The organism is uncultured Wocania sp. (assembly GCF_964021735.1).
In the GTDB taxonomy this organism is placed as follows: Bacteria; Bacteroidota; Bacteroidia; order Flavobacteriales; family Flavobacteriaceae; genus Wocania_A.
On the sequence record NZ_CAXIBN010000010.1, the window covers coordinates 1 to 15,833 of the forward strand.

Annotated in this window: 14 protein-coding genes; all 14 read left to right on the forward strand. The window is 31.7% G+C overall.

Translation table 11 applies throughout. The features are described from left to right. Positions 1 to 29 precede the first annotated feature (29 nt). Entirely contained in the window at positions 30 to 2,507 is a 2,478-nt protein-coding gene (locus AADI82_RS01830; RefSeq protein WP_341214764.1) for a polysaccharide biosynthesis tyrosine autokinase, read from the forward strand. A 20-nt stretch (positions 2,508 to 2,527) separates the two neighbouring features. Then, positions 2,528 to 3,394, forward strand: coding sequence for an ABC transporter permease (locus AADI82_RS01835; protein ID WP_341214765.1), 867 nt, complete (start codon positions 2,528 to 2,530; stop codon positions 3,392 to 3,394). Positions 3,395 to 3,397: 3 nt separating this feature from the next. Then, entirely contained in the window at positions 3,398 to 4,669 is a 1,272-nt protein-coding gene (locus tag AADI82_RS01840; protein ID WP_341214766.1) for an ABC transporter ATP-binding protein, read from the forward strand. After that, positions 4,670 to 5,542, forward strand: coding sequence for a GT-D fold domain-containing glycosyltransferase (locus tag AADI82_RS01845; protein WP_341214767.1), 873 nt, complete (start codon positions 4,670 to 4,672; stop codon positions 5,540 to 5,542). Between the two features lie 12 nt (positions 5,543 to 5,554). Next, positions 5,555 to 6,325, forward strand: coding sequence for a class I SAM-dependent methyltransferase (locus tag AADI82_RS01850; protein WP_341214768.1), 771 nt, complete (start codon positions 5,555 to 5,557; stop codon positions 6,323 to 6,325). Between the two features lie 9 nt (positions 6,326 to 6,334). Then, positions 6,335 to 7,270, forward strand: coding sequence for a glycosyltransferase family 2 protein (locus AADI82_RS01855; RefSeq protein WP_341214769.1), 936 nt, complete (start codon positions 6,335 to 6,337; stop codon positions 7,268 to 7,270). Between the two features lie 54 nt (positions 7,271 to 7,324). Further along, on the forward strand, positions 7,325 to 8,278 hold the full coding sequence (locus AADI82_RS01860) for a glycosyltransferase family 2 protein (RefSeq protein ID WP_341214770.1): 954 nt from the start codon (positions 7,325 to 7,327) through the stop codon (positions 8,276 to 8,278). Continuing rightward, complete coding sequence (locus AADI82_RS01865; protein ID WP_341214771.1) at positions 8,275 to 9,222, forward strand: glycosyltransferase; 948 nt, start codon at positions 8,275 to 8,277, stop codon at positions 9,220 to 9,222. The genes AADI82_RS01860 and AADI82_RS01865 overlap by 4 nt, the downstream gene beginning before the upstream one ends. A gap of 32 nt (positions 9,223 to 9,254) precedes the next feature. Beyond that, complete coding sequence (locus AADI82_RS01870) at positions 9,255 to 10,517, forward strand: UDP-glycosyltransferase (RefSeq protein ID WP_341214772.1); 1,263 nt, start codon at positions 9,255 to 9,257, stop codon at positions 10,515 to 10,517. Further along, the gene (locus tag AADI82_RS01875; protein ID WP_341214773.1) at positions 10,518 to 11,681 is read left to right on the forward strand and encodes a hypothetical protein; all 1,164 of its coding nucleotides are present in this window, start codon (positions 10,518 to 10,520) and stop codon (positions 11,679 to 11,681) included. A 1-nt stretch (position 11,682) separates the two neighbouring features. Then, complete coding sequence (locus tag AADI82_RS01880) at positions 11,683 to 12,786, forward strand: glycosyltransferase (protein WP_341214774.1); 1,104 nt, start codon at positions 11,683 to 11,685, stop codon at positions 12,784 to 12,786. Continuing rightward, positions 12,776 to 13,591 carry a polysaccharide pyruvyl transferase family protein gene (locus AADI82_RS01885; RefSeq protein WP_341214775.1) on the forward strand — a complete coding sequence of 272 codons (816 nt, stop codon included), beginning with the start codon at positions 12,776 to 12,778 and terminating at the stop codon, positions 13,589 to 13,591. The genes AADI82_RS01880 and AADI82_RS01885 overlap by 11 nt, the downstream gene beginning before the upstream one ends. A gap of 85 nt (positions 13,592 to 13,676) precedes the next feature. Further along, positions 13,677 to 14,675 (forward strand): N-acetylneuraminate synthase family protein, encoded by a 999-nt coding sequence (locus AADI82_RS01890; RefSeq protein WP_341214776.1) that lies wholly within the window; start codon positions 13,677 to 13,679, stop codon positions 14,673 to 14,675. Then, positions 14,675 to 15,832: a UDP-N-acetylglucosamine 2-epimerase gene (gene neuC, locus AADI82_RS01895; RefSeq protein WP_341214777.1), complete on the forward strand. Its 1,158-nt coding sequence runs from the start codon at positions 14,675 to 14,677 to the stop codon at positions 15,830 to 15,832. The genes AADI82_RS01890 and neuC overlap by 1 nt, the downstream gene beginning before the upstream one ends. Position 15,833 lies beyond the last annotated feature (1 nt).

Here is a 15,833-nt window from a genome sequence, read left to right on the forward strand (position 1 = left end):
ACTATTTTACTTTTAGATAGGATATAGCCATGGCTTACGATGACATTGAAGATATAGAACATTCAGAGCAAAAGGGCTTTAATTTCGACCTAAGGGGCTTCCTTTTTAAGTTGCTAAAATTCTGGAAATTATTTGTAATTTCTATTGCCATAGGCTTGTTTGTAGCGTATTCTGTTAATGATAGAAAACAGAACATTTACAGGTTAAGTTCTTTAATATCTTTAGAGAACGACCAAAATCCGTTTTTTACAGCAAACACCAGTATTTCGTTCAATTGGGGCGGCGTTTCTGGTAAAGTGGGCAAAACCATTATAGCATTAAAAACCCGAAACCATAACGAGCTAGTTGTTGATTCGTTACAGTTTTACATCCAATATCTCAAAGAAGGTAAATACCGAAAAGAAGACATTTACAAAAAAGCCCCTTTTTATATTGAAATAGATAAAAGCAAAGGACAATTACTTGGAAAACCAATAGGTGTAAAATTTCTTAGCAATACACAATACGAGCTTTTTATAAATTTTGAAAACGATAGAGCCACAACTCAAAAATACAGTGATAAATCGTTACAAAGCGTAACCGCTCCAAAAGGCAGGTTTACCAAGATTTTTGAAGTTGGCGAACCTGTAGATTTACCATTTGCAAAATTCACTTTAAACTCAAAGGAACATGTAGCTATAACACCAGGCTCAGAATTTTTCATACAATTTTTAAATTTTGATGCTGTTGTTAACAGTTATAAAGGCAAGGTTTTGGTGGTGCCTTACAGTAAAACATCGTCTTCAATACTAACCTTGTCGTTAACAGGACATAACAAGCATAAAATTGTTGATTATTTGAATGCCACTACAGCCATTTTAAGTGCCACGGATTTAGAGCGGAAAAACCAATATGCTACAAACACCATTAAATTTATTGATAGTAGTTTAAGTATTGTTAACACAGAATTAAAAGCCATTACAGACACGATGAATGCTTTTAGAAAGCAAACCAAAATGTTTAATGTGGATGAAGAGCTTTTGCAGATTTCTGAAAAAATAAGTGAACTAGAGTCTCGTGAAGAAGAAAACCAATCTAAATTACAGTATTTAAGTATTCTGGCAGATTATTTACGAACCAAAACAGATTACACCAAAATTGCCGCTCCAACATCGGTAGGGATTGAAGAGATAAACATTGCGGGTAGCGTAAGTAAAATTACGGCATTGGCAATACAAAGGCAGGAGCTTGAGCAATTGGTTCAGGAAGGGTCTTCCTCATTACAAGAATTGGACGGAAGCATTGATGCAGAAAAAAACGTGCTGTTGGAAACCATTGCTTCAACAAAAAAAACCATAAATATTCAGCTTAATCGCGTTAGACAAACAAAGGCTAATTTAGAAAACAGATTAAACGATTTGCCCGAAGACCAACAGCAGTATTTAAAAATACAACGCAACCTAAATATAAGTCAAGAAGCGTATAATGTGTATATGTCTAAACGTAGCGAAGCCGCTATTGTTAAGGCTGCAAATATCTCGGATATTTCAATAATTGAAGCCGCCAAAGATGTTGGGGGCGGATTGATAGGGCCAAATAAGAATTTGAATTACATGATGGCCTTATTGGTTGGTTTCTTTGGGCCTTTTGCATTGGTTTTTATTCTTTTTCTTTTAGATAACTCTATTCACAGTGCCGATGAGGTAAAGCGATTGTCAAAAATCCCCATACTTGGTTTAGTGGGCAAATTCGAGCACGATAATAGCTTAGTGGTTTACGAAAAACCGAAATCGGCAGTGGCCGAATCTTTTAGGGCTATTCGTTCCAGCTTGCAGTTTTTCTATAAAAAAACCGATAAAAAGGGTGGACGCACCATTATGTTAACCTCTTCGGTGAGTGGCGAAGGCAAAACATTTTGCTCAATTAATGTTGCCAGTGCCTATGCTTTATCGGGAAAAAAAACGATTCTTTTAGGGTTGGATTTACGCAAGCCTAAAATTTTCGATGATTTTAATATCGATAACAATACCGGAATTGTTAACTATTTTATAGGTGATAAAAGTTTGGAGGAAGTAACGTTTAAAAGCCATATTGAGAACTTAGATGTGATTACATCGGGGCCCATTCCGCCAAACCCATCAGAATTGTTAATGAGCGATGCCATGACAGAGCTTATTGAAGAATTAAGAAAAACTTACGATATGATTGTGCTCGATTCGCCACCATTAGGTCTGGTTACCGATGCTTTGGAGCTTTCGCAATTTGCCGATACCTCCTTATTTGTAATACGATTGAATTACACCAAAAAAGGCATGCTGGAGCTTGTTAATGCCAAACATAAAACAGGCGAATTGAAAAATGTAAGTTATGTATTGAATTTCTATAAGCATAATAAAAGCCATGGTTATGGCTACGGCTATGGCTACGGTTATAGCTATGGTTATGGTGTTTACGGAAATGCCTATCATGAAAACACTAAAAAGAATACGTTTATAGATAAAGTTAAAAATTGGCTTAAAATAGGTTAAAATACAACCCAAAATATACATTGAATACAACAAAAAACGATAATTGGTTATATACTATTTCTCCTAAGCAAAGTTTGATTCATCTGAATTTTAAGGAGATTTGGCAATACAGGGACTTACTGTTTTTGTTTGTTAAAAGAGATGTTATAACCTTATACAAACAAACCATTTTAGGGCCTTTGTGGTATGTAATTCAGCCATTGTTTACCTCGGTAATATTTACTTTGATATTTAATAATTTAGGACAGATACAAACAGGGAGTGTACCACCGTTTTTGTTCAATTTAGCAGGTATTACAGCATGGAACTATTTTAAAGAATGTCTTACGGGAACTTCTGGTACATTCACAAAAAACCAAAGTATTTTTGGTAAGGTCTATTTTCCTAGGGTTATTATGCCCATGTCAATAACCATTTCTAATTTATTAAAATTTGCTATTCAAATAGGTGTCTTTTTTTGCTTTTATGCCTATTATGCTTTTCAAGGAAGTTCAGCAGTTGTCAACAGCCAAATATTACTTTTCCCTATTTACATTTTAATGATGGCATTGTTAGGCTTAGGTTTAGGCATGATAATATCTTCAATGACAACCAAATACAGAGACTTAACTGTTTTGGTTGGGTTTGGTGTGCAATTGCTTATGTATGCTTCGGCGGTACCTTATCCGGTATCTGAAGCCAAGTTAAAATTTCCAAGTTGGTTTGTACCTTTAGTTGAGTATAGCCCTTTAACTCAGATAATTGAAGGATTTCGTTACATGCTGCTCAATACAGGTAGTTTTAGTTGGATAGGGTTTTTATATACTTTAGGGGTTAGTTTTGTTATTTTTATATTTGGGTTAATCATTTTCAATAAAACAGAGAAAAGCTTTATTGACACAGTTTAAATTATGAGTGATATTATATTAAAAGCTGAAAATATAAGCAAACAATATCGATTGGGTTTGGTTGGTACAGGTACGATCAGTCATGATTTAAATAGATGGTGGCACAAGATACGCGGTAAAGATGATCCCTTTTTGAAAATTGGAGATACAAACGATAGAAGCTCGACTGCTGAAAGCGATTATGTTTGGGCGCTAAAAGATATTAATTTTGAAGTAAAACGAGGAGAGGTATTAGGGATTATTGGAAAGAATGGCGCAGGAAAATCTACGCTTTTAAAAATACTCTCAAGAGTTACTGGCCCAACCACGGGTACCATTAAAACTAAGGGTCGCATTGCTTCGTTGTTAGAAGTAGGTACAGGCTTTCACCCAGAAATGACGGGGCGTGAAAACATTTACCTTAACGGTGCCATTTTAGGAATGACCAAAAAGGAAATAAAACTCAAAGAAGAAGAGATTATTTACTTTAGCGGTTGTCAGCGTTATATAGATACGCCGGTAAAACGTTACTCTTCTGGGATGCGTGTAAGATTGGCATTTGCCGTAGCTGCCCACCTAGAGCCCGATATTCTGGTAATTGATGAGGTTTTGGCAGTTGGCGATGCCGAATTCCAAAAGAAAGCCATCGGTAAAATGCAAGACATTAGTAAGGGTGATGGCAGAACAGTTTTGTTTGTGAGTCATAATATGGCTGCTGTAAAAAGTTTGTGTACAAGAGCCATTGTATTGGAGCATGGCAAAGTTGTTTATGAGGGCAGCCAAAGTAATGCTGTTAATTTTTATACCTCGTTAGCACTTAATAATTTTAATGGAGAAGCAAAGCACTACAATATTGGTAATTTTATATCAAATTTTGATTTCGCGGTATTTAATGAGGATGATGAAAGATTAAATACTAACTCTATTTTGCTCGGAGATAAACTAACTTTTCAATTAAGTTTTGATATTGTTGAAGAAATAAACGATTTATCAATGTCTTTCGATTTCTTTAATTTAGAAAACGAGCTAATATGTCATGTAACAAATGAAGATTCTGGATATTACATTAATAAAGCATATAAAGGCTCCAAGATAGATATAAGTATTTCCACAGATAGAATTTTATTTATTCCTGGGAGGTATTTAGTAAATTTTTGGATTGGAAAATCTCATATAGAAACTGTTTATCAAGTTGAAAATATTTTTAATTTTCAACTTGAACAGAGCGATTTTACAAAAAGAACTAGACCATTACCAAAGCATGCTAAACTTTATTTAAAAACTATATGGAATTAAATGAGGCTTACTAAAGTTTTAAAAAAAAGATTGAAGTCTATCTTTGAAAAATTGGCTTACAAACACTTCTATAAAGATTTTAGAGAAGATTTAATTCTCGAAAACATAGATGGTGTAAAGATTCAAACAACCTTTGATACTTTAAATGAAATAGAAAATTGCATAAAATTAAATCAAAGAGGTGCTTATTTGCGGTTTGGAGATGGTGATGTTTACCTTTTAAACAAAAAACATGATTCTTATCAAAATGCAAATGAATCATTGGCAAAAGAGATGTTAGAGGCTTTTCAAATTAATGACACTTGCGTTTTTAAGTCGTTAGCAATACATTCTGATAAATTTGGTTATGAAGAAGGTATGTTTGATGGAAATCATAAAAATACTCAAGAACTGTCTATTAGCCTACTAAAATCTACCTATATGTTTTTTATAGGCCAAAAAATATATAGTCCGGTAGCTTTGCATTTTACAGCCACTCAAAACCCTATAAGAGCTAATTCTTTTTTAAAATTGTTAAAATCGAAAACGAAATTGTTTATAGGAAATAAAGAATTAGATGAATCAGTTATAAAAATATTATTTGGCAGTTGCATTCATGTTAAAACACCGCCCAAAGATGCATATAGCGATATTGAAAGCATATATACAGAATCAAAATCTGAAATTGAGCAATTTAATAGTTTTGCGGTTGTAGTTGTGGCTATGGGGTGTTCTGGCAGAGCTTTAATGAAAAGATTATTCTTATCGAATAATTTTAACATTTTTTTATTTGATTTTGGTAGCTTAATTGATGGTTTTAATGATGTAAACAGTAGAACATGGTTAAAAGTTAATACTATTGATTATAAAAGGTTAACAGAAGATTTAATTTAAAATTTTTAAAAAATGAATGACATTTCGGATAAATTATTTTGGCATAAGTTTAATGCTTTTTATGAACCTAGATTGCCTAAAAAAGAAGTTAATAATATTCTTGAGATTGGTGTTTTTGAAGGGAACTCTATAAAATATTGGAGAGAAAAATATAAACAAGCTAATATTTTTGGCATTGATATAATTAAAGAACAAGAATCTTGGCCAAAAGACGATAATATAAAATATTTTGAAGTTGACCAAAGTGATGTTAACAAATATAGACTTTGCTTATCAGAAATTAACAAAGCATTTGATATAGTAATAGAGGATGGAAGCCACGATCCGCTACATCAAAAAATATCTTTAATAGAAACACTTAAGTATTTACAAAAAGGGTCTATATATATATTAGAAGATATTCACACTTCACATGTAGAGCACCCGCTTTATCAAAAGCGATTAAATAAAATTAATGCCTCGTCAAAATTTTTTAAAAAAAAGGTGGAAAACTACTATATGACTTTACAATGTCTATTACATTTAGAGCATTTTAAAAGAATGAACAAAACCGTTGAAGATTTTAATAATGCCATCAACTTTAAACAAAGTTTATTTGCTAAAGAAGAGTTAGTATTACTTTACAATAAAGTAAAAAAAATAGAAATTTTTAAAAGAACGGTACTGCCTGACTTTTGTTATGCATGTAAAAAAAGTGATTTTAATTATACTACATTACAATGTGATTGTGGTACAGAGTTGTATTCAAACTCAGACTCAATGACGGCAATGCTTTATTTTTAAATAGTATTTATGAAAATTTTTGTTGTAATCGCAACCTATAATGGAGAAAAATGGATTGAAGCATGTTTAAACAGTATTTTGGCCAGCTCCATATCAATTACAACAGTATTGGTAGATAATGCAAGTAATGATGGCACTGTGCAATTAATAAAATCAAAATTTAAAAAGCCAATACAGCTTAGAAGAGTAATATTATTAGAACAAAAAGAAAATTTTGGTTTTGGTAAGGCCAATAACATAGGGCTAAGTTATGCACTGTTAAAAGAAGCAGACTTTATGTTTTTATTAAATCAAGATGCCTATTTGCAAGAAAGCACAATAATTGAGTTGGTAAAAGCTTATAGAAATAATAAAGATTATGGAATTATAAGCCCAATGCATATGAATGGAGATGGAACTAAATTAGATAAGAAATTTTCTAACTATATAAAAGTGAATACTACATTGGCTTTTGATTCTATACAGCAAAATTACAGTAACACAATATATCAAATTCCTTTTGTTAATGCAGCAGCTTGGTTACTACCTAGAAGTACTCTGGAAAAAGTAGGGGGGTTTGACCCCATTTTCATTCATTATGGAGAAGATAACAATTATTGCCAGCGGTTATCATATCATAATCTTAAAATTGGTGTTGTGCCGCATGTACATATCTGCCACGATAGAGAGTTTGATAATAAGACGGAAAATAGAAGCGATAAAGAAAAATTGATTTTTAAGGAACGATACTATAAATATAAATGGGCAAACATAAATGTTGAAGTTGACAATGATATACAAAAACATAAAAACAAAATGCAAAGACTAATATTAAAGACTTTTGTTAAGCTGCAATTTAAAAAGGCGATGTATCATATTAAGGAATTAAGCTTGATAAATTCTATACTTCCTGAAATCATTAACAGTAGAAAAATCAACTCTAAAATAGGTAAGCATTATTTATAAACTATACTTATACTTTTTTTAATTTTATTTAAAAAGAGGTATTACAAAAATTAAATGAATTCACTTGTTTCTATAATTATTCCCACATATAATCGTGCACATTTAATAGGTGAAACGTTAGATTCTTTATTGGCACAGACTTATACCAATTGGGAGTGTATTGTTGTAGATGATGGTAGTACAGACAATACCCTAAGTGTTTTAAAAAAATATAAAGAAAAAGATAAGCGTTTTCATTATTATAAAAGACCAGATGTTAGTCGAAAAGGCGCAAATGCTTGTAGAAATTATGGTATAGAAAAGAGTAATGGCGATTATATTAATTTTTTTGATAGCGATGATATAATGGTTTCGAATAAAATAGAATTAAAGTTGAAAAAGATTTTTGAAACTAAAACAGACTACGTAATTTCAAAAACAATTGATTTTCATCACCCAAGTTCGAATGAGGTTTTTTTATCAACATCTCTAAATTACAACTTTAAAGCTTATCCGTTAAATCATTATAATTATATATGCCAATTATTAAACTGGTTAACGCCAGATGCATTGATATGCTCTAAGCTAGTAAAACAAATTAGCTTTAACGACAAGTTGTCTCGTGGGCAAGAGTATAATTTTTATACTAAGCTAACACTCCTGTCTGAAAACGGTTGTTTTTTAAATAAATTTTTAACCAAGCGTAGATTGCATGATGTTTCAATAAGAAATCAATTTACTCAAAATGAAGTAGATAAGCATACTGTTAAGCTTCGTGTTATAACACTTAAAGAAATATATTCGAAAACCCCAAAAAATGTAAAACGTTGGTTTGTAGCTAATATTATTAAAAATATAACAAGAGTAAATATGATTTTGAAGCCTAATGAGGAACTTTTATTAATCACCGATTTGTATAAATTTTACGGAATTAAATCAGTTGTATATTATCTGTTTTCTAGATCATCAAAATATATTTTTGGAAGAAATGAATTTGTTAGATTGCGATTAAAAAAATCGTTAAAATGAAGATTTCCCTAATAATACCAACTTTTAATAGAGCGGCTTTAATTGGAGAAACTATTCAAAGCGTAATCGATCAAACATATCCAGATTGGGAATGTATAATAGTTGATGATGGATCTACAGATAATACAGTGCAGGTTGTTAATGAGTTTGCAATTAGAGACTCTCGCATTTCATTTTATAAAAGGCCTCAAGATAGACAAAAAGGAGCAAATGCATGCCGTAATTTTGGTTTGGAAAAAAGTACCGGAACAATAATAAATTGGTTAGACAGTGATGATGTATTGGCAGTTAATCATTTTCAAGCACATATAAACTTACATAAAAAAAGCAGCGTCAATTGCGTTGTATCAAGAGCTGTAACTTTTAAAACTAACCCAAATGAAACCGAAGAACTATGGTCTATAATTGTTCCAAAAGGAGATGCTTGGAAGGGTATGATTTGTGGTAACATTAGTTGGGCTACACCATCGCCAACATGGAAAAAAAATATACTGCCAGTTAGACCATTTAATGAAGCATTACAAGATGCGCAAGAGTGGTTTTTTCATACCACAATGTTACTAAATAATATAAGTTACCAAATACTAAATTTAGACACAATTAAAGTAAGGCGACATGATAAAAGAATAGGAAAAAGTGTAAATCCTCAAAAATTTTGGTCAAGATATATTTCTAGATTAATGATATACAAAAACCTAAAAAAGGATAATAAGCTAGATCGTCAATTGGAATTTCATTTGTATCGAATTATGCTGAATGCTCTAAAAAAGTCTGCTTACAACCTGTATATCAAAAATATATTTGAAATATCATTTTCTCTATTATGGTGCGGAATAAATTCAATATATTGGAAACAATTATATAGAGCAATTTTTTTTGGTGTGCCTTTATATTCCGTTTTTAAAAAAGGAGAAACCTTTTTTAAGTTTAAAGAATGTGTTTAGAATCTATTATTATTTGATTCAAAAAAGATAAAATGAGAATTCTAATTTTATGTGAATCTATTGATATTGATGATAGCAGTGCTACTAAAGGGCGTGTTGCGTTAATAAAAAATTTAAAGCAATGTGGTTACAAACTTAAAGTATATCACTATACCAGAAAAAATATTTTTTTAGAAGACATAGAGTGTATCGCTATAAAAGAGCAAAAAGCGAATATATATTATATATTAAGCAAATTACAAATTTTTATCCGCCGTATTTTTAAAATTAACATAAGCACCTACTTTGAAAAACAATTTGGGTTTTCTTTTTCTTTTTTCAACGATGTCAATAGTATTGTGAATACCTTAGAAAAGGAAGCGGATTTTAATCCAGATTGGGTGCTAACACTTAGTAAAGCAGCTAGTTTTAGAACCCACAAAGCTTTATTAAAATTACCCAAATGGCACAGTAAATGGCTCGCTTACATTCACGATCCTTATCCTATGCATTTTTATCCAAGACCATATAATTGGGTTGCACCTGGTTATTATCAGCAGCAAGAATTTTTTAGGGCAGTATCAAAAAAAGCAGCCCATAGTGTTTTTCCGAGCAAATTGCTAATGGAGTGGATGGGAAGTTATTATCCAGATTTTTTAGAACGTGGTATAGTTATCCCACATCAGATAACTGAGAGTTTAGAAATTATAAAAAATACACCAGATTATTTTAAAAAGAATAAATTTACGATTTTACATGCTGGCAGCTTAATGAAACCAAGAAGCCCAAAAGGGTTGATTGAAGGATTCCAAAAGTTTTTAGAAAATAATATTGATGCTAAGGCGAACGCTCAATTATTAATTTTAGGAAAAAAAGAGTATTTTGAAAATTATTTGAATGCTAAAAAAAACGAGTTGATTCAACTGTATTTAAGCTCAGGTTACGTTGCTTTTAATGAAGTGCAATATATCCAAAACCATGCTTCAGTGAATGTTATCCTAGAAGCCAAATCAGAAATTAGTCCGTTTTTACCCGGTAAATTTCCGCATTGTATAAAAGCTAATAAGCCTATTTTGTATTTAGGCCCAAAACAAAGCGAAACCTTACGGCTTTTAGGGAAGGATTATCCGTTTTCATCTGAAATCGATGATACAGATAACATTGCAAAACATATTGAACAATTGTATTGTAATTGGAAAACTAAAGGCGAATCACAGTATTTAAACAGACCTGATTTGGTAACCTATCTATCCAAAGAGAATTTGAAGCATATCATCTATCAAATTAATAAATTAAAATTAAGCATTAAGTTATAAATGATAATTTACCAATCTGTCGTAAAAGAAAGAAATAACGAAACTTACCTTGAGGCACAATTTCAATCTAAAGAAGAAAAGAAAACATTGTGGTTTAAAATTCCTGCTGAGTATAAAGCTTATATCGTTACAGAAAACCAAGATGCAGCCTTGGTTTCACTATTGGTATTGGCAATGATTAATAATGAAAATATTCATATTAAAGGAAAAGTGTCAGCAAAATTATTTTATACAATCAATACCTATTTAATTAAAGCGTTTCACTTGGCAAATAAGGAATATCACATTATTAGGGTAACTGCGGATAGTTTAAATTACGATAGCTTAGTAAACACTAAAAACGCGGCTACAGGATTATCGTGCGGTATTGATTCTTTTTCAACAATTTCAACCCATTTAAATTTAGATGAAGAATACAAAATAAAATATTTCATGTTCTTGAATGCAGGCTCACATGGAAAATATGGTAGTGGTAGCACGCAAAAAACGTTTCTAAAACGACTGGATAATATTAAAAAATACTCACTTTCTGTTAATATTCCAATACTACAAATAGAATCTAATATTAGCGAGCACCTCAATTTAAAATTTCAAAAGTTACATAGTGTTTTTCAATTATCTTGTGTTTTGGTTTTGCAAAAATTGATTAATATTTATTACTACTCGAGTGCTTATAGGTTTGACTATTTTCAAATATCAAAAGACGATACAAGTAGTTGGGATACTTTATTAATACAATATTTACAAACCGAAAGCACTGGTTTTTATTCTTCAATGGCCCAAATGACGAGATTGGAAAGAACAAAACTTGTAGCGCGTTACGAGCCAACCTATCAATTTCTGGACGTTTGTGTAAATCCATTAATTTCAAATAAAAACAACTGTTCTAAATGCGATAAGTGTTTAAGAACATTAATTTCTTTTGATTTAGAGGGATTGAAAGAAAATTACAAAGAGGTTTTTGATTTTGAAGTTTACAATAAACATAAAGATAAATTTATTAGTAGTTTGATATTTAAAAAGGAAAAAGATCAAATAAACTTAGAATTATTAAATGCATTAAAAGCTAAAAATAAAATACGTTTTAAACATTACTATATTTATTTGATTTTCATTTTTAAAAAAAGAATTAAAAAAAAATTAAGAGTATTTATTAGTAATTAATATGCAACCAAAGTTTACCATAGTATTCGCATACAGAAACCGAGATTCCAAAAGGGTTAGGCTGTCTTTGTTGTCCTTAAAAAAACAAATACAGATAAATTTCGAAGTGGTTTTTATAGATTATGGTAGCATGCCTTACTATTCTGAAGGCATAAAACAAGTTGTTGACACTTTTGAATATGCAACCTACCATTATATTGGTCACAACGGTTTATTATGGAATAAAAGTAAAGCCCTAAATTACGGCATTACCAAGGCGCAAACCGAAACTATATTTATTGCTGACGTAGATGTGATTTTTGCGCAAAATTTTTCAGGGCTTGTAGAAAATTTAATGAATTCAAATCAATTCCATTTATTTAAAATAGGATATTTACCCCAAAGCGTAACCACAGAATTTATTGAAAGTTCAGATTTCGAAAGGTTAAAGCCAAAACACTACGGCGATACATTTGGCATTGGTTTATTTCCAAAAAGCGCTTTAATTAAAGTAGGAGGTTTAGATGAGTTTTTTCATTTTTACGGCTCTGAAGATGAAGATTTAAATTTTAGATTAATTAGTGCGGGTTATAAAATGTGCCGATGTGAAGAAAATATATTGCTCCATCAATGGCACGAAAGGTACCCCCGAAAAACAAAAGAGAATTTAACGGTAACACCACGTTTGTCTAATATTCAGCGGATAAACCAACGGCATTTTTTAAGACATAAAGAAAATCAAAAAGCTGTTTTAAATGAAACTCGGAAAAGGAGATACTATAATAAATCAGATTATAAAATACTCGAAAAACCCACAAAAATAATTACGATTGAAAACATTGAAGCCCATGTTGTTCATTATTTGAATTTCGAATTACCACATCGGAAAAACGATATTGTTAAGTTAATAGTCAAAGAATCTACTTACTATAAGTCATTAAAATATAACATAAAAACAGTTTTGAAAAAGCAAGCACAACCCTATTTGTCTATGAAACAAGTAAATGATTTAGTATTGCAGAAAATAATTTTTAATTATAGAGACTTTAATTATGCTTATGAAATATCAGAAGATTTAAAGACTATTTTATTTTCAATAGATTTAAAAAATAATCATGAGTCTTAAAAAAATCCGTTTGTTTTGGTGGAGTGAATCTTTGCTTATGGGAAAGCCCAAAGAGAATTACGGCGATGTTTTGGGTAAATATTTGGTTGAGAAAATTTCAAATAGAAATGTATTGTTTTCACATCCTAAAAAATTCAACATCAAGGATTTTTGGCAGCCCATTTATGTTACAGCGGGTAGTGTTTTAGCACACGTAAATAAAAAATGCATTGTTTGGGGAAGTGGCGTTATTAATGATAACCAAACCGTTAAACCTGCAAAATTTTTGGCAGTAAGAGGGCCAGAAACACGACGGGTTTTAATGAATCAAGGTTATAGTGTACCAAAAGTATTTGGAGACCCTGCGTTACTTTTACCTGATTACTTTCAACCGAAAGTTGATAAAAAATATCAATTGGGCATCATACCACATTATGTGGATTATGAGTTTGTCAAAAAACAATTTGGACATTTAAAAGATGTTTTGATTGTTGATTTAATGACTAATAGTATTGAGGACACAACAGTTGAAATATTGCAATGTAAACACATTATATCGTCGTCGTTACACGGTGTTATAGTTGCTCATACGTATCAAATACCAGCATTATGGATTAGATTTTCCGACAAGCTTTTTGGAGATGATATTAAGTTTAAAGATTATTTTAAATCAGTAAAAATCCAACCATATGTACCACTTCGTATAGAATTTTTATCTGAAAATGAAAATTCAAAAAAATTATTTTCAAAAGAAATGGCATTGCCAAACAAAAACTACATTAATTCACTGAAAAAAGGGTTGATGGATGTTTGCCCATTCAAATAAAACCATATAAATAAAAGTGTTTTCTTTTTAATCGGGTCAGATAAATTATTAAATTGCCATGTTTCAAAAGATTTAGTTAAACATTATGAGTTTTACCATAGCAGAGATAGGACAAGCCCATAATGGCCATGTAGAAAAACTACATAAATACATATATGAAGTAGCAAAAACAGGCGTTGATGCCATAAAGTTCCAGACCCATATTGCAGATGCCGAAAGCAGTATGTATGAGCCTTTTAGGGTAAAGTTTACCGATAAATACGCCACGAGATTCGACTATTGGAAAGCCATGGAATTCTCGGTTGAAGAATGGATTGAAATAGGAAAACACTGTAAAAAAGTAGGCTTAACCTTTATTAGCAGTCCTTTTAGTAATGCCGCCGTAGATGTGTTGGAGCAAGCCAGAGTAGAGCAGTACAAAATTGGGAGCGGCGAAATCACTAACTTTTTATTGTTAAAAAAGGTGGTCGATACAGGTAAACCAATTATCATATCAAGTGGTATGAGCGCTATTGAAGAGTTAAACAAAACGGTTGGTTTTCTAAAAAAACACGATGCCAATTTTTCTATTTTGCAATGCACAACAAGCTATCCAACTACACCTAAAAATTATGGCTTAAATGTAATTAACGAACTAAAAGAACTTTACGGTGTACCCGTTGGGTTTTCAGATCATTCTGCAAAAATAGCAACTGGAATTGCAGCTGTGGCGTTGGGAGCAGAAATTTTAGAGTTTCACGTGGTTTTTAATAGAGATGAATTTGGGCCCGATGTTACCTCTTCTTTAACTATTAGCGAAACTACCGAATTGGTTAAAAGCGTTAAAAACATTTCTGAAGCTTTAAAGCATCCCGTTAATAAAAATGATAATAGTGCTTTTTTGGATTTAAAACAGATTTTCGAAAAATCGCTGGCGGTAAATAAAGATTTAAAAAAAGGGTATAGTATTACTTTTAACGATTTAGAAGCCAAAAAACCAAAAGGCTATGGCATTGATGCCTCAGAATATAAGAGGGTTTTAGGAAAAAAGCTTAATAAAAATTTAAAGCAATGGGATTTTTTAAATAATGAAGATATAGCATAATGGCAAAACGTAAAATATGTGCAGTAATTACAGCACGACCATCTTATAGCCGAGTAAAAACAGCATTACAGGCAATTAAAGACCACCCTAAGTTGGAGTTGCAATTAGTAGTTGCAGGCTCAGCATTATTGGATAGATATGGCAATACCTTAGATTTTATTGAAAAAGACGGGTTTGTTGTAAACGAAAAAGTCTTTATGGTATTAGAAGGCGAAAATAAAACTGCCATGGCAAAAACCACGGGTTTAGGTGTTATGGAGCTCGCCAATGTGTTTTACAATTTGCAACCCGATGCGGTGTTAACCATTGCAGATCGTTTTGAAACCATTGCTACCTCCATTGCCGCAGCTTATCAAAACATACCATTAGTGCATTTACAGGGTGGCGAGGTAACGGGTAATATCGATGAGAAAGTACGACATGCCAATACAAAGTTAGCCGATATTCATTTAGTAGCTTCAGAAGATGCGAAAAATCGTGTAGAGAGAATGGGTGAAGATTCTGCTTATGTTTTCAATACGGGTTGCCCATCCTTAGATATTGCTGCCCAAGTTTTAAAAGCTCCTCAATTAGATTTTAATCCTATTGAAAAATACGGTGGTGTTGGAGGAAATATTTCTTCACAGGGAGATTATTTAGTTGTTATGCAGCATCCGGTAACCAACGAATATAAAGCTGCCCGGGAAAATGTTTTGAAGACCTTAAGGGTTATTCACGATTTAAATATACCAACGTTTTGGTTTTGGCCAAATGTAGATGCTGGAGCAGATGGGACATCAAATGGTATCCGTTCTTATCGTGAAATCAACAAACCTCAAAACATTCATTTTTTTAAAAATATGGAATCTGTCGATTTTTTAAAACTGCTCGTCAACAGCAAATGCCTTATCGGTAATAGCAGTGTGGGCATTCGGGAATGTTCGTTTTTAGGCGTACCCGTGGTTAATATCGGTACCCGACAAAACAGACGATTACGAGGCGAAAATGTTATTGATATAGATTATAATGAAGATGCGATTAAAAATGCGATAGAATCCCAATTGGCTAGTCCAAAGAAAACAAAAAGTAATGTTTACGGAAATGGAGATAGCGGTAAAAAAATAGCTGAGGTTTTAGCAAATACATACTTGCACTTTCATAAAACCATAATGTATTAAA

Coding starts and splice junctions, on each gene's coding strand:
- AADI82_RS01860 (WP_341214770.1), top strand. CDS start 7,325: ATGAATTCACTTGTTTCTATAATTATTCCCACATATAATCGTGCACAT.
- AADI82_RS01885 (WP_341214775.1), top strand. CDS start 12,776: ATGAGTCTTAAAAAAATCCGTTTGTTTTGGTGGAGTGAATCTTTGCTT.
- AADI82_RS01865 (WP_341214771.1), top strand. CDS start 8,275: ATGAAGATTTCCCTAATAATACCAACTTTTAATAGAGCGGCTTTAATT.
- AADI82_RS01845 (WP_341214767.1), top strand. CDS start 4,670: ATGAGGCTTACTAAAGTTTTAAAAAAAAGATTGAAGTCTATCTTTGAA.
- AADI82_RS01875 (WP_341214773.1), top strand. CDS start 10,518: ATGATAATTTACCAATCTGTCGTAAAAGAAAGAAATAACGAAACTTAC.
- AADI82_RS01840 (WP_341214766.1), top strand. CDS start 3,398: ATGAGTGATATTATATTAAAAGCTGAAAATATAAGCAAACAATATCGA.
- AADI82_RS01850 (WP_341214768.1), top strand. CDS start 5,555: ATGAATGACATTTCGGATAAATTATTTTGGCATAAGTTTAATGCTTTT.
- AADI82_RS01830 (WP_341214764.1), top strand. CDS start 30: ATGGCTTACGATGACATTGAAGATATAGAACATTCAGAGCAAAAGGGC.
- neuC (WP_341214777.1), top strand. CDS start 14,675: ATGGCAAAACGTAAAATATGTGCAGTAATTACAGCACGACCATCTTAT.
- AADI82_RS01870 (WP_341214772.1), top strand. CDS start 9,255: ATGAGAATTCTAATTTTATGTGAATCTATTGATATTGATGATAGCAGT.
- AADI82_RS01855 (WP_341214769.1), top strand. CDS start 6,335: ATGAAAATTTTTGTTGTAATCGCAACCTATAATGGAGAAAAATGGATT.
- AADI82_RS01880 (WP_341214774.1), top strand. CDS start 11,683: ATGCAACCAAAGTTTACCATAGTATTCGCATACAGAAACCGAGATTCC.
- AADI82_RS01890 (WP_341214776.1), top strand. CDS start 13,677: ATGAGTTTTACCATAGCAGAGATAGGACAAGCCCATAATGGCCATGTA.